11 protein-coding genes are annotated in these 20,431 nt (G+C 72.3%); 3 read left to right on the forward strand and 8 right to left on the reverse strand.

Annotated features, from left to right (window positions below; all coding sequences use genetic code 11):
- Positions 1–10: 10 nt before the first annotated feature.
- From ACFY10_RS16080 to ACFY10_RS16090, 3 genes are all read right to left on the reverse strand, one after another.
- Entirely contained in the window at positions 11–3,589 is a 3,579-nt protein-coding gene (locus ACFY10_RS16080) for a UvrD-helicase domain-containing protein (protein ID WP_390665735.1), read from the reverse strand.
- A gap of 119 nt (positions 3,590–3,708) precedes the next feature.
- Positions 3,709–7,128, reverse strand: a complete 3,420-nt coding sequence (locus ACFY10_RS16085) for an ATP-dependent helicase (protein WP_390665736.1) — start codon at positions 7,126–7,128, stop codon at positions 3,709–3,711.
- Between the two features lie 257 nt (positions 7,129–7,385).
- Complete coding sequence (locus ACFY10_RS16090) at positions 7,386–7,772, reverse strand: MGMT family protein (protein WP_390665737.1); 387 nt, start codon at positions 7,770–7,772, stop codon at positions 7,386–7,388.
- Between the two features lie 186 nt (positions 7,773–7,958).
- Here ACFY10_RS16090 and ACFY10_RS16095 point away from each other — a divergent pair, with 186 nt between their 5' ends.
- From ACFY10_RS16095 to ACFY10_RS16105, 3 genes are all read left to right on the forward strand, one after another.
- Positions 7,959–10,709, forward strand: coding sequence for a lysylphosphatidylglycerol synthase domain-containing protein (locus ACFY10_RS16095; RefSeq protein WP_390665738.1), 2,751 nt, complete (start codon positions 7,959–7,961; stop codon positions 10,707–10,709).
- Positions 10,710–10,787: 78 nt separating this feature from the next.
- Positions 10,788–12,338, forward strand: a complete 1,551-nt coding sequence (locus tag ACFY10_RS16100; RefSeq protein ID WP_390665739.1) for an alpha/beta hydrolase — start codon at positions 10,788–10,790, stop codon at positions 12,336–12,338.
- 136 nt (positions 12,339–12,474) lie between these two features.
- On the forward strand, positions 12,475–14,031 hold the full coding sequence (locus ACFY10_RS16105; protein ID WP_390665740.1) for an alpha/beta hydrolase: 1,557 nt from the start codon (positions 12,475–12,477) through the stop codon (positions 14,029–14,031).
- Between the two features lie 83 nt (positions 14,032–14,114).
- On the opposite strand, the gene moeZ is transcribed toward ACFY10_RS16105, so the two are convergent.
- The 5 genes from moeZ to ACFY10_RS16130 all read right to left on the reverse strand — a co-directional run bounded on the left by moeZ (position 14,115) and on the right by ACFY10_RS16130 (position 20,305).
- On the reverse strand, positions 14,115–15,293 hold the full coding sequence (gene moeZ / locus ACFY10_RS16110) for an adenylyltransferase/sulfurtransferase MoeZ (RefSeq protein ID WP_390665741.1): 1,179 nt from the start codon (positions 15,291–15,293) through the stop codon (positions 14,115–14,117).
- 63 nt (positions 15,294–15,356) lie between these two features.
- Positions 15,357–16,106 carry a spherulation-specific family 4 protein gene (locus ACFY10_RS16115; protein ID WP_390665742.1) on the reverse strand — a complete coding sequence of 250 codons (750 nt, stop codon included), beginning with the start codon at positions 16,104–16,106 and terminating at the stop codon, positions 15,357–15,359.
- Complete coding sequence (locus ACFY10_RS16120; RefSeq protein ID WP_390665743.1) at positions 16,094–17,053, reverse strand: NAD-dependent epimerase/dehydratase family protein; 960 nt, start codon at positions 17,051–17,053, stop codon at positions 16,094–16,096. The genes ACFY10_RS16115 and ACFY10_RS16120 overlap by 13 nt, the downstream gene beginning before the upstream one ends.
- Before the next feature lie 175 nt (positions 17,054–17,228).
- Positions 17,229–18,578 carry a hypothetical protein gene (locus ACFY10_RS16125; protein WP_390665744.1) on the reverse strand — a complete coding sequence of 450 codons (1,350 nt, stop codon included), beginning with the start codon at positions 18,576–18,578 and terminating at the stop codon, positions 17,229–17,231.
- Positions 18,575–20,305 carry a DUF3492 domain-containing protein gene (locus ACFY10_RS16130; protein ID WP_390665745.1) on the reverse strand — a complete coding sequence of 577 codons (1,731 nt, stop codon included), beginning with the start codon at positions 20,303–20,305 and terminating at the stop codon, positions 18,575–18,577. Before ACFY10_RS16130 ends, ACFY10_RS16125 begins: the two co-directional genes overlap by 4 nt.
- Positions 20,306–20,431: the final 126 nt, after the last annotated feature.

Consider the following 20,431-nt stretch of genomic DNA (forward strand, 5'->3'; position numbering starts at 1 on the left):
GGTCACGAGCCTATCGGCCCGCACCGACATCCTCGTTGGGCGGTTCCTCACAGTTTGCCGACGCGGTCGGCTCCTCCAGCAGCAGCCGCTCCAGTGCGGACCGGTCCGGCAGGCCCTCCGGTCGTACTACCTCACCAGTGCGTACGTACAGGAACGCGGCGTTGACGGACTCCAGGGGAACGCCCTGCTGCTCGGCCCAGGCGAGCCGGTACAGGGCGAGCTGGAGCGGGTCGGCGGTGCGGGTGCGGTTGGTTTTCCAGTCGACGATCTCGTACGTCGTCCGGTCGCCGTCGTCCTCTTTGTAGACGGCGTCGATGCGGCCCCGGACCACGCGGCCGGCGATGGCGAGCTGGAAGGGCGCCTCGACGCGGTGGGGTGTGCGGTGGGCGTACTGGGTGCGTTCGAAGGCGTCCTTGAGGGCTTCCAGCTCGCGTTCGTCGGCGATCTCGGTCTCGCTGCCGGGCAGTTCCTCCGGCTCCAGCATCGGAAGGGTCAGCTCTTCGAAACGAGCCTCGATCCAGGCGTGGAAGCGGGTGCCCCGGCGTGCGGCGGGTTGCGGGGGGCGCGGCATGGGGCGCGCGAGTTCCTGCGCAAAACCGTCCGGGTCGGCGGCCAGGCGCAGCACTTGGGAAGTGGTGAGGGAGGCGGGGAGGGGGACGTCCGTTACGGCCTGCCGCGCGCGCAGGAGTTCGCCGGTGAGGGCGTCGAGGTCGCGGTCCCAGGAGGCGAGGGTGCGGGCCTCCTCCGGGGTGAGGCGGGAGTGCGCGGGGGCGGTGTGAGAGTGCGTGGGCGTGGATGCGCGCGCGTTGCGCTCCAGGTGCGCGCGTGCGCTGTCGGGCGTGCCCGTGTGCTCGGTGCTTTCCGGGGCCGTCGCCTGGTGCGGGACGGTGGGGCGGTTGGTGGACCAGGCGTCCCAGTCGGTGGGGTCCTCGTCCGTGAAAGGGTCCCCCTCCGTGAAGGGATCGTCCTCGTCGTAGGGCGTGTCTTCGTAGTAGGGCATGTCTTCGTCGTCCGGCGGCTGGGGCCAGTCCGGGTCGTCGTGGCTGTCCGGGTCGTGCGTGGCCGCGGGGTGGCCGTCCTCGTGGGAGGCGAGGTCCTCCAGGTGGGCGAGGACCGTTTCGGCGGCTGTCCGGCGTCGGGCCAGGGATGCCTCGTCCAGGGGCAGGGGCCAGACCTGGTCGGCGGTCGCCGCGTGCAGGGCCGGGTTCTCCTCGCCCTCGGCGGGCTCGTCCGCCCACGCCTCGATCTCGCCGTACCCGGCCTCGCAGTGGTCGTAGAGGGCCTGCAGGAAGTCGGACGGGCCGCGTGGCTTCTTCTGGGTGGGGCCCCACCAGTGGCCGGAGCCGAGGAGGAGGGAGCGGGGGCGGGTGAAGGTGACGTAGCCGAGGCGGAGTTCCTCGGTGTGCTGGTGTTCCTTCATTGCCTCCTGGAAGGCCTTCAGGCCTCGGGAGTCCCATGCGTCGACGTCGGGCAGGGTGTCGGCGTCGCCGCGCAGTTCGTGCGGCAGCACCTTGGCCTGGGCGGTCCACTTCTCGCGGCCCTGGGTGCTGGGGAAGGTGCCGGTGACCAGGCCGGGGACGGCGACGACGTCCCACTCCAGGCCCTTGGACTTGTGGGCGGTGAGGACCTTCACGGTGTTCTCGCCGCCCGGGAGGGCGTTGTCGAGGCCCTTCTCGTACTGGGCGGCGGTGCGCAGGAAGGCCAGGAAGGCGAGCAGGGTGGCTTCGCCGTCGCCGGCGGCGAACGAGGCGGCGATGTCCAGGAAGTTGGAGAGGGTCTCGCGGCGGCGGGCGGCCAGTGCGTGCGGGGACGCCGACAGCTCCACCTCCAGGCCGGTGACGCCGAGGACGCGGTGCAGGACGTCCATGAGCGGGTCGGCCAGCGAGCGGCGCAGGTCCCGCAGTTCGGCGGCCAGGCGGGCGAACCGCACGCGCGCGTCCGGCGAGAAGGGCAGCCCGTCGTCCTCCCCTTCGGTGTCGAGCGGCATCTCCAGGAAGGTGTCGAGGGCGTCTGCGAGCGATGTCACCTCGGAGGGGTCGACGCCTTCGACGGCTTCGGCGAGCCGGCGGTCCCGGTCGTCCTCGTCTCCCACGCGCGCGTGGGAGACGAGGAGCCGGGCGCGGCGTCCCAGGAGGGCGAGGTCGCGGGGGCCGATGCGCCAGCGCGGGCCGGTCAGCAGGCGGACCAGGGAGGCGTTGGCGCCGGGGTCCTGGAGGACCTCGCAGACCGCGACCAGGTCGGCGATCTCGGGCAGGTGCAGCAGCCCGGACAGGCCGACCACCTCGACGGGGACGTCCCGGGCTACGAGCGCGCCCTGGATCTCGGCGAAGTCGGTTGCCGTACGGCACAGGACGGCGATCTCGCCGGGTGCCTTGCCCGTGTCGACGAGGTGGGCGATCGAGTCGGCGATCCAGTCGATCTCGTCGGCGTGGGTGGGCAGCAGCGCGCAGCGCACCGTGCCGTCGCGTTCGGCGCCGGGGGCCGGGCGGAGCGCCTCCACGCCCGCGTGCATGGCGCGCAGGGGCTCGGCGAGACCGTTGGCGAGGTCGAGGAGGCGGCCGCCGCTGCGGCGGTTCTCGCTGAGCGCCTGGCGGGTGGCGGAGCGGCCGTCGGGGTGCGCGAAGTGCTCGGGGAAGTCGTCCAGGTTGGCGACGGAGGCACCGCGCCAGCCGTAGATCGCCTGGCAGGGGTCGCCGACGGCGGTCACCGGATGGCCGGTGCCGTCGCCGAACAGGCCTGCCAGGAGGATGCGTTGGGCCACCGACGTGTCCTGGTACTCGTCGAGGAGGACCACGCGGAACTCGTCGCGCAGGATGCGGCCCACTTCGGGGATGCGGGCGAGCTGCGCGGACAGGGCGATCTGGTCGCCGAAGTCGAGCAGGTCGCGTTCGCGCTTGGCGGCCCTGTAGCGCACCACCAGGCCGGCGAGTTCGCGGCGTGCTGCGGCGGCCTCGGGGACCTTGCGCAGGTCGGCGTTGGTGAGCTTGGCGCCGTCCAGGGTGCGCAGCAGGCCGGCGTCGTACGTGCGCACGTCCTCGGGCTGTACGAGGTGCTCGGCGAGTTCGGCGTCGAGGGCGAGCAGGTCGCTGACCAGGTCCGCGAAGGAGCGGGTGAGTGCCGGGTAGGGGCCCGGTGCCTCGCGCAGCACGCGCGCGGCGAGCTGGTAGCGGGTGGCGTCGGCGAGCAGACGGGCGGTCGGTTCGAGGCCGATGCGCAGGCCGTGGTCGGTCAGGAGGCGGCCCGCGAAGGCGTGGTACGTCGAGATCACGGGCTCGCCCGGCGGGTTGTCCGGGTCGATGACGTCCGGGTCGGTGACGCCCGCCCTGACGAGCGCCTTGCGGACGCGCTCGGCGAGCTCGCCGGCCGCCTTGTTGGTGAAGGTGAGGCCGAGAACCTGTTCGGGGGCGACCTGGCCGGTGCCGACCAGCCACACCACGCGTGCCGCCATCACCGTGGTCTTGCCCGACCCGGCTCCGGCCACGATCACCTGCGGGGCCGGCGGCGCGATGATGCAGGCCGTCTGCTCCGGGGTGAACGGAATCCCGAGGAGCTCCTTGAGCTGATCGGGATCGGTGATACGGGGCGGCACGTCAGAGAGGCTAGCGGCGGCCACTGACAGTGGAGGCCACATCGGCCTCGGGGCGGGAAGAAGCGCAGGTCAGCACCCGTGGTGCGGTCGATCACAGAGGACCCGGAAGATCACTCGCGTCACTCGACCACGTGTCGCCCTTCGGGCCGCGCGCTGCAGGACGCCTGGAAGGCGCAGTGCGTGCAGTGCTGGCCGGCGCTCGGCGTGAACCGTTCGTCGAGGACCTTTCCGGCGGCGTTGGCCAGCAGTTCGCCGACCCACTCCCCCTCCAACGGCTCCTGGGCCTGCACCTTGGGCAGGGTCTCGCCGCCGTCGCGCTGGGCGGCGCCCTGGCGCAGCTGGACCAGTTCGGCGCCACCGGGCTCGGGACGCATGCCGTCGAAGGCCTCGTCCACGGCGCCCTCGCTGACGGCGAGCTGGTAGACCGCGAGCTGGGGGTGGCGCTCCACTTCGCGCGCGGTGGGCGCCTGTTTGCCGGTCTTGAAGTCGACGACGTAGGCGCGGCCCTCGCCGTCGGCCTCGACACGGTCCATGGAGCCGCGGATGCGCACCTCGTAGTCGCCCGCTTCGAGGGTGACGTCGAAGTCGTGCTCGCTGGTCACCGGTGTGCGGCCGGTGCGGTCCATGACGTGCCACTTCAGGAAGCGTTCGAGCGCCACGCGCGCGTTCTCCTTCTCCTGCGCCGACTTCCAGGGCGCGTCGAAGGCGAGCGCGTTCCACACGGAGTCGAGGCGCTCCATGAGGACGGCGAGATCGGCGGGTGTGTGGCCGGAGGCGACCTCGTCTGCGAGGACGTGCACCACGTTGCCGAAGCCCTGGGCGGCCGTCGCGGGGGCGTCGGCCTTCACCTCGCGGCCCAGGAACCACTGCAGGGCGCAGGTGTTGGCCAGCTGGTCGAGGGCACTGCCCGAGAGCACGACGGGCTGGTCGCGGTTGCGCAGCGGCACCTTGCTCTCGGTCGGCTCGAACATGCCCCACCAGCGGTAGGGATGGGCGGACGGGACGAGGGGGCGGCCGTCCTCGTCGGCGAGCGCGGCGAGCCGGGCCAGGCGGTGCGCGGCGGCCTCCCTGAGGGTGTCCGAGACGCGCGGGTCGACGGTGGTGGCGCGCAGTTCGGCGACGAGCGCGGCGACGGACAGCGGGCGGCGCGGGCGGCCCGTGACGTCCCTGGGCTCGACGCCGAGTTCGGTGAGGAAGCGGGAGGGCTGGTCACCGTCGTCGGCGGGTGCCTTCACCGCGGTCACGACGAGGCGTTCACGCGCGCGTGTGGCGGCAACGTAGAACAGGCGACGTTCCTCCGCGAGCAGGGCGCCCGGGGTGAGCGGTTCGGCGAGTCCGTCGCGGCCGATGCGGTCGGCCTCCAGGAGGGAGCCTCGGCGGCGCAGGTCCGGCCACAGTCCCTCCTGCACGCCCGCGACGACGACCAGGCTCCACTCCAGGCCCTTGGAGCGGTGCGCGGTCATCAGGCGTACGGCGTCGGGGCGGACGGCACGCCGCGTGAGGGTGTCGGCGGCGATGTCCTCGGCATCGATCTCCTCCAGGAAGTTGAGGGCGCCCCGCCCTCCGGTGCGCTCCTCCGCGCGCGCGGCGGTCGCGAACAGCGCGCACACGGCATCCAGGTCGCGGTCGGCGTTGCGCCCGGCAGCGCCGCCACGCCGCGCGGACCGCTCCAGACGAGCCGGCCACGGTGTCCCGTCCCAGAGGTCCCACAGCGCCTCTTCGGCCGTACCGCCGCTCGCGAGGCGCTCGCGGGCCTTGCGCAGCAGTGCGCCGAGACGCTGGGCGCCACGCGCGTACGCGGGGTCGTGCGCGACCAGGCGCTCCGGCTCGGCCAGTGCCCGCGCGAGCAGTTCGTCCGAGGGCGGCGGCAGGGGGTTGCCCGCGGCCCGCTCCTCGTCGCGCAGGGCACGCCCGAGGCGGCGCAAGTCGGCGGCGTCCATGCCGGCGAGGGGGGAGGCGAGAAGTGTGAGGGCGGTTTCGGTGTCGAGCCAGGACGCGGCGGCCCCGGGCTCTTCGGAGACGAGTCCTCGAGAGACCGTCTCTTCGGTTCCTTGAGCGACGGTCTCTTCGGAATCGCCCTCTTCGACCGCGGCGCCTTCGGAGTCCGGCTCGGCGTCTGCCTCGTCCGGCACATCGGTCCGCGCCGCCTCCGCCGCGGCCACCGCCCGCAGCGCAGTCAGCAGCGGCGCCACGGCCGGTTCGTGCCGCAGCGGCAGGTCGTCACCGTCGATGTCCAGGGGCACGCCCGCCGCGGTGAGCGCGCGGCGGACCGTCGGAATCGTGCGGGATCCGGCCCGCACCAATACGGCCATCTCACGCCAGGGGACACCGTCCTCCAGGTGTGCCCGGCGCAGGATGTCGGCGATGTTGTCCAGCTCCGTACCGGGCGTCGGGTACGTGTGGACGTCGACGCGGCCGCCGTCGCGCACCGGGGCGAGTTCGCGATGCGCGCGTACCTTCTGCGCCGGTAGCCGGGTGAGCGGCATGCGCTGGGTGAGCAGCCGGGTCGCGCCGAGCAGGGCGGCACCGGAGCGGCGCGAGGTGCGCAGGACCTCGACGGGCGCCGGGCGTCCGTCCGCGCGCGGGAAGGCGCCCGGGAACTCGAGGATGCCGCCCACGTCCGCACCGCGGAACGCGTAGATCGACTGGTCGGGGTCGCCGAAGGCGACGAGGGTGCGGCCACCGCCGGCGAGGGCGTGCAGCAGCCGCACCTGGGCGGCGTCCGTGTCCTGGTACTCGTCCACGAAGACGGCGTCGTAGCGCGCGGCGAGCCGCTCGGCGGCCTCGGGGCGGCTGGCGAGGAGGACCGCGCGGTGGACCAGTTCCGCGTAGTCGAGCACGCCCTGCAGGTCGAGGACGTCGAGGTACTCGGCGAGGAAGGTGGCCGCGGCACGCCAGTCGGGGCGGCCGATACGGCGGGCGAAGGCGTCCAGGGCGGCGGGCCCCAGGCCCAGTTCGCGGCTGCGGGCGAGGACCGCGCGGACCTCGTCGGCGAAGCCCCGGGTGGTCAGGCAGGCCCTCAGTTCGTCGGGCCAGCGCACATGCGCGAGGCCGAGCCGCTCCAGGTCGACCTGGCCCGCGAGCAGATCACGGACGGTCACGTCCTGCTCGGGGCCGGACAGCAGGCGCAGCGGCTCCACGAACAGGTCGTTGTCCTGGTGGGCGCGGACCAGGGCGTAGCAGAACGAGTGGAAGGTGGTCGCCTGGGGCGCGCGGGCCGCCCCTATGCGCAGTGCCATGCGGTCGCGCAGTTCGACGGCCGCCTTGCGGCTGAACGTCAGCACCAGGATGCGTTCGGGGTCCCCGCCACGGGCGATCCGCGCCGCCACGGACTCGACGAGCGTGGTCGTCTTGCCGGTGCCCGGACCTGCGAGGACGAGCAGCGGGCCGCCCTTGTGGTCAACCACGGAGCGCTGTGGCGCGTCCAGACGAGGGGGATCCTGTCGGGTCGGCGGGGTACGCACCAGTCGGTAGACGCCACGGCCCCCCGGTCGCACCTGGGGGTGCGACAGGCGCCTGATGGAGGAAGAGGAGCTCACGTGGTTCGCCGGTCCTGGTGGTTGTACTGGTCGTCGGACCACCGCGCGTGCAGGGCGGTGATCGGGAGGTGAGGGGGACGCGTGCAGCCGACGCTACGCCGACCGAGGTTACGGAAGCAGGGCTTCCTCTTCTTCCCTCGCGGCACTCGCACACCGCACGTCCCTCGCCCCACGAACGTACGGCATGCCACAAAGGTGCCCCGGTTCCCCCGTACGGATCACGGGTCACACACGGGCCCGTCGTATGGCGGAAGCTTTCAGGTGTGACCCTCCGTACGTTCGCCGCCGTCCCATCGCGCCCGCCTCATGTCGAGGCGCGGCAGGTGGCCCTCGGCTGCTCTGCTCGCGTCCTTGAGGGGGGTGCCCTCGGCGCGGTAGTGCTCGAGGGCACCCAGTTCGTGTCCGGGGAGCAGGACACCGTCCGAGCGCACGACGCGCCACCACGGAACGGCTCCCCCGTAGAGGGCCATCACCCGCCCGACCTGACGGGGCCCGCCCTCCTCCAGCCACTCGGCCACGTCCCCGTACGTCATGACACGCCCGCGCGGGATCAGTTCGGCGACCTCGAGGACGCGCTCGGCGTACTCCGGCAGCGCGTCCGCCTGCTCCGGGCGGGCGTCCCGCGGAAGGCTCTCCTCGCTCATCCGGCCCATCCTGCCGCACGCCACCGAGAGTGTGACGCTCTCGCGACTGTGCGTATCCCTCGCCCCCGGGCGGCGCTTCCGGCAGACTGTGCGCCCCCGCTTTCGAACCCTGATGCCCCTGTGTGTCGGTGGAGCATGCCACCATCATGCGGGCGGTGACTGGTGATACGAGATCAAGAAGAGACGATGAAGCAGCAGGGTGCGCACCCAGAGGACGCGGAAAGCACCTCTGACGCTTCGTCGCGCCCTGACACCGGCTCCAGCACCGGCTCTGGCACCGACGGCAAGGACAGCGCTCCGAAGGACGCCGACAGGGGCGAGGACGACTTCCTGAACGAGGCGCACATCGACGAGGTCGAGGGCGACGAACCGCTGCTCCCCGCGCGCGTGCACCGTCCGTCCGACCTGATGCGCCTCCTGGTGGGCGTGCTCGGGATCATCCTGCTGCTGGCGATCGCCGCGTTCGCCCACGGCACCACCTCGGGGCTCGAACAGGACATCAACAAGGGCACCGGGCAGGCACCCGATCTGCTCATCAAGATCGCGGGCCTGGCCTCGAGCATCGCGATCCTGCTGGTGCCGGTCGCGTTCGCGATCGAGCGGCTGATCAAGCGCGACGGGCTGCGCATCGCCGACGGCGTACTCGCGGCGGTCCTCGCGCACGGAGTGACTCTCGCCACAGACCTGTGGGTCGCCAAGGCCGCCCCCGACTCCATCCAGGAGGCGCTCACCCAGCCCTCCCCCGGCGACATCCACGCCCTGACCGACCCCGTGCACGGCTATCTCGCGCCGGTCATCGCGTACATGACGGCCGTCGGTATGTCACGACGGCCGCGCTGGCGTGCGGTGCTGTGGATCGTGCTGCTCCTCGACGCGTTCTCGATGCTCGTCACCGGCTACACGACACCGTTCTCGATCATCCTGACGGTGCTGATCGGCTGGACCGTGGCGTACGGGACGCTGTACGCGGTCGGCTCGCCCAACGTCCGCCCCACGGGCCGGACATTGATGGCGGGCCTGCGGCACGTCGGCTTCCGCCCGGTGAGCGCGGCGCGCGAGGAAGTGCCGGAGACACCGGAGACCGGCGACCGCGGACGACGCTACTTCGTCACGCTCGAGGACGGCCCGCCCCTGGACGTGACGGTGGTCGACCGCGAGCAACAGGCGCAGGGCTTCTTCTACCGCGTGTGGCGCAACCTGACGCTGCGCGGCTTCGCCACCCGCAGCAGCCTCCAGTCGCTTCGCCAGGCGCTGGAGCAGGAGGCCCTGCTCGCGTACGCGGCGATCGCGGCCGGCGCCAACGCCCCCAAGCTGATCGCGACCTCGGAGCTCGGGCCCGACGCCGTGATGCTCGTCTACGAGCACACGGGCGGGCGCACCCTCGACACCCTGGCGGACGACGAGATCACCGACGAACTGCTGCACGACACATGGCACCAGGTGCGCGCGCTGCAGTCCCGGCGCATCGCGCACCGCAGGCTGGTCGGCGATGCGATTCTGGTGGATCGTTCCGGCACGGTGATCCTCACCGACCTGCGCGTCGGCGAGATCGCGGCCGGCGATCTGCTGCTGCGTATGGACATCTCGCAGCTCCTGGTGACGCTCGGTCTGCGGGTGGGCGCCGAGCGCGCGGTGGCGTCGGCGGTGGGCGTGCTCGGCCCCGACGACGTGGCCGACTGTCTGCCGATGCTGCAGCCCATCGCGCTCAGCCGGACATCCCGCGCGACCCTGCGCAAGCTGGCCCGCGAACGGGCCCAGCGCGAGCGCGAGGCGGTCCTGGAGGCCACCCGGCAGGCCAAACAAGCCCGCCTGGAGGAGGCCCCGGACGACTCCGGGCCCGTACGGGAAAAGCCCGACAAGAAGGCCGTGCGCGCGGAGCTGAGGGCGGAGAAGCGGGCCATCGACGAGGCTCTGGAGGAGGCGCGTGAGGAGGATCTGCTCACGCAGATCCGTCACCAGGTGCTGCTGATCAGGCCGCAGGCTCCGGTCGAGCCGGCCCGTCTGGAGCGGGTGCGGCCGCGCACGCTGATCAGTTTCATCGCCGGCGCCATCGGTGCGTACTTCCTGCTGACGCAGCTCACCCACATCGAGTTCGGCCCCCTGGTGGCGAACGCGCAGTGGGGCTGGGTCCTCGCGGCCGTGGTGTTCTCGGCGGGCAGCTACTTCGCGGCGGCGATGGCGCTGCTGGGGTTCGTGCCGGAGCGGGTGCCGTTCCTGCGGGCCGTGGGGGCGCAGGTCGCCGGTTCGTTCGTCAAGATCGTCGCGCCGGCCGCGGTGGGCGGTGTCGCACTCAACACCCGCTTCCTGCAGCGCGCGGGGGTGCGTCCGGGGCTCGCGGTGGCGAGCGTCGGCGCCTCGCAGCTGTTCGGGCTCGGCTGTCACATCCTGATGCTGCTGTCGTTCGGCTATCTGACCGGCACCGAGAAGACGCCGTCCCTGTCGCCGTCCCGGACGGTCATCGCGGGTCTGCTGACGGTGGCCGTGCTCGTCCTGGTGGTCACCTCGGTTCCGTTCCTGCGGAAATTCGTCGCCACGCGCGTGCGGTCGCTTTTCGCCGGTGTCGTGCCGCGCATGCTGGACGTGCTGCAGCGGCCGCAGAAGCTCGTCACCGGCATCGGCGGCATGCTGCTGCTGACGGCGTGCTTCGTGATGTGCCTGGACGCCTCGATCCGCGCCTTCGGCCAGGAAGGGACCTCGCTCAGCATCGCCAGCGTCGCCGTCGTCTTCCTCGCCGGCAACGCGCTCGGCTCCGCAGCCCCCACCCCGGGCGGCGTGGGCGCCGTGGAGGCGACTCTGACGGTCGGCCTGATCGCCGTGGGCCTCCCCAAGGAGGTGGCGGCCCCGGCCGTCCTGCTGTTCCGGCTGCTGACGCTGTGGCTGCCGGTGCTGCCTGGCTGGCTGGCCTTCAACCAGCTGTCGCGCAAGGGTGCGCTGTAGCACGAAGACCGTGGCCGGCGTACCTCTTACGGGCCCGTGCCCCGAGCGCCCCTGAGCGCGTAACCGCAGGATGGGAGCATGATCCCTTCCCGCCTGCGCGCAGCTGTCCTGACCGCCATCGCCGTGCTGCTGTCCCCCGTGCTGGCGGGCTGCAGCGACAGCTCCAAGGGCTCCAAGGACGAGGATCTGTCGGCCCAGAAGCTGGACTGGAAGGACTGCCCGGCCCCGTCCGCGGCCGAAGGCGGCGGTAACGCCCCGTCACCGCTGCCGAACGGGAGCCAGTGGCAGTGCGCCACCATGAAGGCGCCCCTCGACTGGGCCGAGCCCAAGGGCGACACGATCGGCATCGCACTGATCCGGGCGAAGGCGAGCGGCGACAGGAACAAGCGCATCGGCTCGCTCGTCTTCAACTTCGGCGGGCCCGGCGGCTCGGGCGTCACCACACTTCCCGCCTTCGGCCAGGACTACGCGAAACTGCGCACCCGCTACGACCTGGTCAGCTTCGACCCGCGCGGCGTCGGCCGCAGCGCCCCCGTGAAATGCGAGAGCGACCAGCAGCTCGACGCGTACTTCCAGCAGGACGCGACCCCCGACGACGCCGGCGAGCGCACCGAGTACCTGGACAACACCAAGAAGTTCAACGCGGCCTGCGAGAAGAACTCCAAGAAGGTGCTGCCGCATGTGCGCACCACCGACGCGGCCCGTGACATGGACCTCATGCGGCAGGTCCTCGGCGACGACAAGCTGTACTACTTCGGCATCTCGTACGGCACCGAACTCGGCGGTGTCTACGCCCACTTGTTCCCGAAGAGGGTGGGCCGCGCCGTCCTCGACGCGGTCGTGGACCCGACGCAGAACGCCGAACAGAGCTCGCTCGGACAGGCCGAGGGCTTCCAGCTCGCGCTCGACAACTTCGCCGCGGACTGCACGTCGAAGACCAGCGCCTGCCCCATCGGCGACACCGCGCAGGACGTGAAGGACCGTATCGCCAAGCTGCTGAAGGACCTCGACGCGAAGCCGATCCCCGGCGTCTTCCCCCGCCGGCTCACCCAGACCGCCGCGACCAACGGCATCGCGCAGGCCCTGTACTCCAAGGACTACTGGCAGTACCTCACCGAGGGCCTGCAGCAGGCGTACGAGGGCGACGGCAAGGTCCTGATGGCGCTGTCCGACTCGCTGAACGGGCGCAGCGAGAACGGCGAGTACAGCAACATCAGCGCCGCCAACATCGCCATCAACTGCGCGGACGACAAGGCCCGCTACAGCCCCGGCTACGTGCAGCAGAAACTGCCCGAGTTCCGGTCCGCGTCGCCCCTGTTCGGCGACTTCATGGCGTGGTCCATGGTGAGCTGCACCGACTGGGCCGTGGCGGGTGCCGCCGATCATCCGGACGTGAGCGCGCCGGGGGCCGCGCCGATCCTCGTCGTGGGCAACACCGGCGACCCGGCCACGCCGTACGAGGGCGCCAGGAAGATGGTGGACGCGCTGGGCAGGGGCGTCGGCGTGGAGCTGACGTACAAGGGGCAGGGGCACGGCGCGTACGACAGCAAGAACAAGTGCGTGCAGGCCGCGGTGAACGGCTATCTGCTGGACGGGAAGGTACCGGCGCCCGGAACCGTCTGCTCCTGAGACTCGACGCGGGTTCGGGTTAAAGCGGCAGGTCAGAAGGTTATCCACAGGCTCCGGCAGGTCTGGCTTGATCCGCCTACGATGGCCTGACAGCCGTCTGCTGCTCGATGCGGACGGCCCGTGAGGGGGGACGCACATGGCGCGATTCGTACGGTGGACGGCTCTGGGGGCCGCCGCAGCGCTCCTGGTGGGGGGTTGCAGCGGCGGTTCGTCGTCCGGCGACGCCAAGGGCGGCGGGAGGACGAGCGCGGCCGCCTCGCCGTCATCCGGCTCCGCGGGCACGACGGCCGCGCTGCCCTCCTCCCTGACCGCGCAAAAGCTCGCCTGGGGCCGCTGCAAGGCCACCGACGACTCCCCCGCACCGGGCAACGACTGGCAGTGCGCGACGCTCAAGGTGCCGCTGGACTGGTCGAAGCCGGAGGGCGGGACGATGGGCCTCGCACTGATCCGCGCCGAGGCCCGCGGGGGCAAGCGCATCGGCTCGTTGCTGTTCAACTTCGGCGGCCCCGGCGCCTCGGGGGTTTCCTACATGCCGTCCTTCGGCCCCACCTTCGCCAAGCTCCGTGAGCAGTACGACCTGGTGAGCTGGGACCCGCGCGGCGTCGGATCGAGCGGGGGCATCCGCTGCCGCAGCGACAAGGAGATCCAGGCCGCGGAGTCGGTGGACACGACACCGGACACCCCGGCCGAGGAGAAGGCGTACCTCCAGGACGCCGTGGCCTTCGGCAGGGGCTGCGAGAAGGCCGCCGGAAAGCTGATGTCGCACGCGTCGACGACCGACACCGCCCGCGACATGGACCTGATGCGCCAGGTGCTGGGCGACTCGGAAATGCACTACTTCGGCATCTCGTACGGCACCGAACTCGGCGGTGTCTACGCCCACTTGTTCCCGAAGAAGGTGGCGCGGCTCGTCCTGGACGCCGTGGTCGATCCGAGCGCCGACATGGTGGGCCACGCCGAGAACCAGGCCAGGGGCTTCCAGCGCGCGCTGGACGACTACCTGAAGTCGACGGGACAGGCCCCGGAACAGGGATCCCGGAAGATCGCGGCCCTGCTGAAGCGGATCGACGCCCACCCGCTGCCGACCTCGAGCGGCCGCAAGCTCACCCAGACGCTCGCGCTGACCGGACTGACGTACCCCCTCTACTCCAAGCAGAGCTGGCCCAGTCTCACCAGCGCGCTGAACGCCGCCGAGAACGGAGACGGTTCGGAGCTGCTGTCGCTCGCCGACGGCTACAACGGCCGGGACGCCTCCGGGCACTACGAGACGACGACCCACTCACAACGGGTCATATCGTGCTTGGACACCAAGCTGCGCCCGACGCCCGCCGAAACGAAGAAGCGGCTGGCGCAGTTCGAGAAGATCTCGCCCGTGTTCGGCGACTTCATGGGCTGGGACACCGCCGGGTGGTGCCACGACTGGCCGGTGGCGGGCCAGTGGAACACTCCGCCGGCCAGTGCACCCGGCGCGCCCCCGATCCTCGTGGTCGGCAACACCGGCGACCCGGCGACGCCCTACGAGGGCGCCCGGAAGATGGCCGACGAGCTGGGCAAGGGCGTCGGTGTGGAGCTCACCTGGAAGGGCGAGGGACATGGTGCGTACGGGAACGGGAGCGACTGCGTCGACTCCACGGTGAACGCGTATCTGCTGGGCGGGACGGTGCCGAAGGACGGAAAGGTCTGCGCCTCGTAGCCCGGGCAGCGGGAGTTGCCGCCGGGGCAGCGGAAAGGGGCCCGGCACCCGTGGTGCCGAGCCCCTCCCGGGAAGGCGTGCGCCTAGTAGACCGGCTTGTGCGGCTCGATCTGGTTGACCCAGCCGATCACGCCGCCGCCGACGTGCACGGCGTCGGCGAAGCCCGCGGACTTCAGGACCGCGAGGACTTCCGCGCTGCGGACACCCGTCTTGCAGTGCAGGACGATCTTCTTGTCCTGCGGGAGACCCTCCAGGGCGGTGCCCATGAGGAACTCGTTCTTCGGGATCAGCTTGGCGCCGGGGATCGAGACGATCTCGTACTCGTTGATCTCGCGGACGTCGATGATCTCGATGTTCTCGCCGTCGTCGATCCACTCCTTGAGCTGCTTGGGAGTGATCGTCGAGCCGGCCGCCGCCTCCTGGGCCTCCTCGGAGACGACGCCGCAGAAGGCCTCGTAGTCGATGAGCTCGGTGACGGTCGGGTTCGGGCCGCAGACCGCGCAGTTCGGGTCCTTGCGGACCTTGACCTGGCGGTACTGCATCTCCAGGGCGTCGTAGATCATCAGGCGGCCGACCAGGGGTTCACCGGTGCCGGTGAGGACCTTGATGGCCTCCGTGACCTGGATGGAGCCGATGGACGCGCACAGCACGCCGAGGACGCCGCCCTCGGCGCAGGAGGGGACCATGCCCGGCGGCGGGGGCTCCGGGTAGAGGCAGCGGTAGCAGGGGCCGTGCTCGGACCAGAAGACCGAGGCCTGGCCGTCGAAGCGGTAGATCGAACCCCAGACGTACGGCTTGTTGAGCAGCACGCACGCGTCGTTGACGAGGTAGCGGGTCGCGAAGTTGTCCGTGCCGTCGACGATCAGGTCGTACTGGCTGAAGATGTCCATCACGTTGTCGGCCTCGAGCCGCTCCTCGTGAAGGATCACGTTCACGTACGGGTTGATGCCGAGGACGGAGTCGCGCGCGGACTCGGCCTTGGAGCGGCCGATGTCGGCCTGGCTGTGGATGATCTGGCGCTGCAGGTTCGACTCGTCGACCTCGTCGAACTCCACGATGCCGAGCGTGCCGACGCCCGCCGCGGCCAGGTACATCAGCGCCGGCGAGCCCAGGCCGCCGGCGCCCACACAGAGCACCTTGGCGTTCTTCAGCCGCTTCTGCCCGTCCATCCCGACGTCGGGGATGATCAGGTGGCGGGAGTACCTGCGGACCTCGTCTACGGTGAGCTCAGAGGCTGGCTCGACCAGGGGTGGCAGCGACACGGGGACTCCGTTGGTCGGTCAATCACTACAGTTGTTCTCCCCGTAACACTGCCATGGCCTTCTTCATTCCGAGACACCCGTTCCGATCCGCGAGACGATTTCGTCCCAGTAGCCGGGCATGGTCTCCCAGGGGTCGCTGCGGCCGCCGCGGTCCGTGTGGTCGGTGAAGTAGATGGTCGAGGCGCCCTGCCAGCGGGCGATGCGCAGTGCCTCCTCCAGGTGCGGGCGGGGCACCCCGTGGACGAAGTGGCAGAAGCGCTCGGGCGGGTGGTCCGCCGTCCACTCGGCCACCTGCGACCAGCGGTAGTCGCTCCAGGAGCCGGAGAAGGTGACCAGCTGATCGGCGCTCTCGGCGTAGCCGGGGTGCGGGTGGGTGCCATGGCCGAGGACGATGTGGGCATCGTCACGGATCCCGCGGAGCGTGGTGACGGTGCGACTGATCTCGGGGAGCGAGACTCGTTCGGCCGGGCAGCGGTCCAGCAGGAAGCCGTCGACCTGGTACCAGTCGATGTAGCGGTGCGCGTCGGAGATCACCTCGCCGAAGGTGCGGGCCCCGTAGGCGGTGTCGAGGTGGCCGAGGACCCGCACGCCCGCGTTGCGCAGGCGGCCGGCGGCCTCCAGGCAGTGCGGGTCGGGGCGGGAGCCGGGGCCGTCGGCGACATTGAGGACGACCCAGTGCAAGGGGGTTCCGGGGCGGGTGAGTTCGCCCCACTCGGTGGGTGCGACGAGGGGGTGCGCGTAGCCCGGGATGCCGAAGCCGGTGCGGACGTCGGTGCTCGCGGTGCCCGCTTTGGTACTGGTCAGATACGGCATGCCGCCTCCATCCAGATGTCGGCCAGCGACTCTTCGAGGTTGATGCGGGGCCGCCAGCCGAGCCGGTCGCGTGCGGTGCGCACGTCGGCCTGCTGCCAGCTGCCGCAGCCGTCCGGGTACGGGTACGCGACCGGGGACCCGTGGTCGGATTCGCCGCGGGGGTGGCCAATGGTCGCCCGCAGCGGGCCGGGCGGGCCGTCGAGTTCGTGGAGGGCACCGCCGTATCCGGCCACGCGCGCGAGCATGGCGGCGGCGTCGCGCAGCCGGACGGCGCGGCCCGAGCCGATGTTGATGACGCCCTGCGCGGCGGAGAGCGAGGCGGCGTGCACGGCACGGGCCACGTCGCGTACGTCGATGAAGTCGCGCTGGACGCCGAGGCCCCCGAGCTTGAGCTCGCCGTCGCCGGACTGCATGGCGCGGCGCATGGCCTCGGCGAGCCGGCCGAGCGGCGAGCCGGCGGGTGTGCCGGGGCCGGCCGGTGAGAAGACCCGGAGGACGACCGCGTCCAGGCCGGAGCCCAGGACGAGTTCGGTGGCGGCGAGCTTGCTCACGCCGTACGGGCCGCCGGGGCGCGGGACGGCGTCCTCCGCCGTGGACGAACCCGGCTGGCTCGGGCCGTACTCGGCGCCGCAGCCGATCTGCACCAGGCGGGCGCCGCAGCCGCTGCGGCGCAGGGCCTCGCAGACGGTGGCGACGGCAACCGTGTTGTGGCGGGTGAGATCGCGGGCGCCACCGCGGGTGGCGCCGGCGCAGTTGACGACGACGCCCGGGTGGACCGCGTCGAGGAAGCGGGTGAGGGCTCCGGGGCTGCCGGACGCGAGGTCGAAGCGGACGTCGGCGTCGTCGCCGCGGCCGAGAGCGGTGAGCTGGACGGCCGGGTCGGCGAGCAGGCGGTCGGCGACGAAGCGGCCGAGGTAGCCGTTGGCTCCGATCAGCAGGACTCTCATCGGGCGGCTCCCGGGGCCGAGGCGTCGGGTCGGGAGGTGATCATCTGGGGTTCTCCTTCGGAGGGGGAGGTGCGGTTGCCTCGGGCGGCGGGGCCGGGCGCCTGCGGCAGGACGTGGGCCGACGGGCGTCGGCGTGCGTGCGACGCGTGGAGGTGCTCCGGGGACGGCTGCCGCGTCAGCACGGCCGGTCCCCGGGTGCGTGGGCCGAGGCCCGGGTGAGGGTGCGGGTCGCGTGGACCAGCAGGGTCAGCGCGGCTGCCCCGCAGACGAGGGCCGGGACGCTGCCGGGGCCCCAGTCGTCGACGAGGGTCTCCACGGGAGTGGCGAGGAAGCCGCACCCGGGCAGACGGCCCGCGAAGACCGTGGCCGTAGCGGTGACTTCGGCCGTGGCCGTGGCGGTGAGGACGAGCGCGGGGGCGTGGGTGAAGCCGTGCGTGGTGAGGAGGCGGGCGAGGAGCAGCAGGGCGCCCAGGGTGACGGTCTGGGCGTACGCCGCGGGCTCGCCCAGGGCCGCGCCACACAAGGCGAGCAGGGTCGTCAGCGCGCACAGGAACAGGGCGAACGTGCCGATCAGCAGCGGTCGTACGGAGGCGGCGTACTCCTCCAGGGCGCGACTGGAGGTCAGTCTGCGGCGGGCTCGTACGGCGAAGAGGTGGGCGCTCCAGGCCGCGGGGGCGCAGGCCAGCATGAGAGCCAGGACGGGGGCCGTGGCGAGGGGCCAGGGGCCGTCGGCGGTGCCGGTGGGCGGGCCGTCGGGGCCTCCGGCGAGGGCCTCGCGCAGGAGGCCGTCGCCGAGGAGAGCGTAGGCGAGGAGCCAGTACGTGCACACGCGGCTGCCGGGCGCGTGCGGGATGGATCCCGGGGGCCTGCGGTCCGTCGCGCCGAGGGGGCCGCGGGTGAGCGCCGCGCGCAGGGCGAGGGCGACGGCGAGGATGCCGACGGCGGCCGCGATCGCGCGGGCCTGTCCGTGGGTGAGGTGCAGGGCGGCAGCGGTCGCGGCGCCCAGTGCTCCGGGCAGGAGGGTGAGCAGGGCCCAGTCGGCGCGTACCCGGGGGGCGTCGAGGGCTGTGCGGCGGGCCGGGGCGGCGGCGTCGCGGGGTACGCGCGCGTACATCTCCTCCGCCAGGGAGAAGACGTCCCGGTGGCGGAAGCGTGCGGCGGTCCGGTCGGTGACGCCGTGGGCCTCCAGGCCTGCCGCGATCTCCAGGGGGTCCACCGCACGCTCGCAGAGCTCCCGGTGACGGTGCATCAGCGCCTTCACGGGGTCGGCGGCGGTGCGACGGGGAGCAGCGGGTTGCCGGCGGGCGGCCGGGGGTTCGGTGTCGGCACGCGTGTGTGCCGGGGCTTCGGCGTCGGCACGCGCGCGTGCCGGTGCGCCGTCGCGGCCGCGGGTACCAGGTGCCGCCTGGCCTCCGGCGGCATCCGAGCCGGAGGTCTCTCCCGAGAGCCATTCCTGCGACCGTTCGTCCCAGGCCCCGGGGCTGTCCGGTGCGCCAGGGCGGTCCAGTGCCCCCAAGTCGCTCATCGCGCCCCCTCGGTGGCCGGCATCGGGGGCGTGGTTCGCAGCGGCGGCATGGCGCGTGCCCGTGCGCCCGCCGCCCAGCCGGGACCGCCGCGGGCCGCCACGCGCGCGCCCGGGTCGGTCCAGCGGCCGGGGACATGGGCCTCGGCGGGGAAGGCGAACGGCAGGGGTTCTCCGGCGTCGTCGAGGACGACCCGGCGCACCGGGGTGTGCGAGACGATCTCCAGGTAAATGCCGTGAAATGCCGTGGTGTTCTGCTCGACGGTGAACAGTTCGAGCGCACGCGCGCGTGCGGCGGCGCCCAGGCGCTCGCGGCGCTCGGGGTCGCGCAGCAGCGCCAGGCACGCCTCGGCGAGCGCCCGCGGGTTGCGCGGTGGTACGACGAGACCCGTGCCCCCGATGACCTCCACGACCGCGCCGACGTCCGTGGACACCGTCGCGCGGCCGCAGAACATGGCCTCGACGAGGCTGATCGGGAATCCCTCGACGACGCTGGACAGCACGGTCACGGCTCCGGCGGCGTACGCGTCGGCGAGGGTCGACAGCTCCGGGCCGCCGATCTCCTCGAAGGAGACAGGGTTGTCGCCGACGGCGTGCAGCCCCGCCGCCTCGTCGGGGAAGAGCTGCGCTGCCAGCGCCCGGCAGTGGCCGAGATAGGCCTCGCCGTCGGGGCCGTCCGGGGCACCGACGATCCGCAGGAGGGTCTTCGGCTCCTCCTTGCGGATCTCCGCGAAGGCGTGCAGCAGCGACACCAGGTCCTTGGCGGGTTCGACGCGGCCCACCCAGACCAGCGTGTCGGGGTCCGCGCACTCCGGGGACTCGCCGACCTCGGCGAAGCGGGAGGCGTCCATGCCCGGGTAGACCGTGCGGAGCTTCGCGCGGTCGGCGCCGCAGCGCTCCTGCCAGCGGCGGGCGTGCGCGTTGCCGGGCGTGACGATCGTGGCCCGGCCGTAGATCTCGGCGGCGAGCCTGCCCTGGAAGGCGGCGAGCAGGGACCGTACGGCGGGCGGGGCGTCCGTGGCGGCCAGGTAGTGCGTGCGCAGCCGTACGCCGTACTCGGTCACCAGCAGGGGTACTCCGTGGAAGTGGCGGGCGAGCAGGCCGGGCAGGGCCGCGGGGCCGCCGGACGTCGCGTGGCACAGGTCGGCCGAGCCGAGTCCGTCGTCCTGGTACCAGTCGAGCGAGAGGGGGCGCAGGGCGCGTTCCAGGTGCGCGGCGACCGCGAGCAGATCCGGTACGCGCGCCTCACGTGCCGCTCCCAGGGCGCCCGGCGCACGACAGGCGCGCTCCAGGGCTCGTACGGCGGTCTCGGAGCGGAGCGCTCCCACCAGCCCGCGCTCGTCCCGGGCGAGTTCGGCGAGCCCGTACAGCGCGCTGCCGAAACGGTCCGCCTCAGCGGCCGGGGCCTCCCCGGAAGCGTGGGAAGGATCCCCGGTGTTCCCCGCGCACAGCGCGGCCGCCAACTCCCCGTAGCACTCGGCGAACCGCCTGCGCGCCCGGCGTCCGTAGATCGTCCCGTCGTCCTCGGCCGTCCACAGCGGCGCCGTCCGCACCCGGCCGACCTGCGGCGGCAGCGCAATCCAGCCCTCGTTCTCCTGGCGCTCGCTGCGGCTGAGCGCGTAGACGTCGAACTCGTGCTGCCCGAGGCCGCGTACGAGCCGGTCGCACCAGAGCCTGGCGTCACCGCTCACATACGGATAGCCACCCTCCGTAAGCAGTCCGATGCGCACGTGCGCACCCCCGATCTCCCGTATGGGGAGCCGCCGTTGACCCGGCGGCTCGCAGCGGGAAGAACGTATGCGGACAAGGCGGTGGCGCGACGGACGGTTGTCCATCGCGCCACCAAAAGGGGTGAA

Source organism: Streptomyces sp. NPDC001401, from assembly GCF_042895385.1.
GTDB lineage: Bacteria > Actinomycetota > Actinomycetes > Streptomycetales > Streptomycetaceae > Streptomyces.

Coding starts and splice junctions, on each gene's coding strand:
- ACFY10_RS16115 (WP_390665742.1), bottom strand. CDS start 16,106: ATGCCGTATCTGACCAGTACCAAAGCGGGCACCGCGAGCACCGACGTC.
- ACFY10_RS16100 (WP_390665739.1), top strand. CDS start 10,788: ATGATCCCTTCCCGCCTGCGCGCAGCTGTCCTGACCGCCATCGCCGTG.
- ACFY10_RS16120 (WP_390665743.1), bottom strand. CDS start 17,053: ATGAGAGTCCTGCTGATCGGAGCCAACGGCTACCTCGGCCGCTTCGTC.
- ACFY10_RS16090 (WP_390665737.1), bottom strand. CDS start 7,772: ATGAGCGAGGAGAGCCTTCCGCGGGACGCCCGCCCGGAGCAGGCGGAC.
- ACFY10_RS16105 (WP_390665740.1), top strand. CDS start 12,475: ATGGCGCGATTCGTACGGTGGACGGCTCTGGGGGCCGCCGCAGCGCTC.
- ACFY10_RS16125 (WP_390665744.1), bottom strand. CDS start 18,578: ATGAGCGACTTGGGGGCACTGGACCGCCCTGGCGCACCGGACAGCCCC.
- ACFY10_RS16095 (WP_390665738.1), top strand. CDS start 7,959: ATGAAGCAGCAGGGTGCGCACCCAGAGGACGCGGAAAGCACCTCTGAC.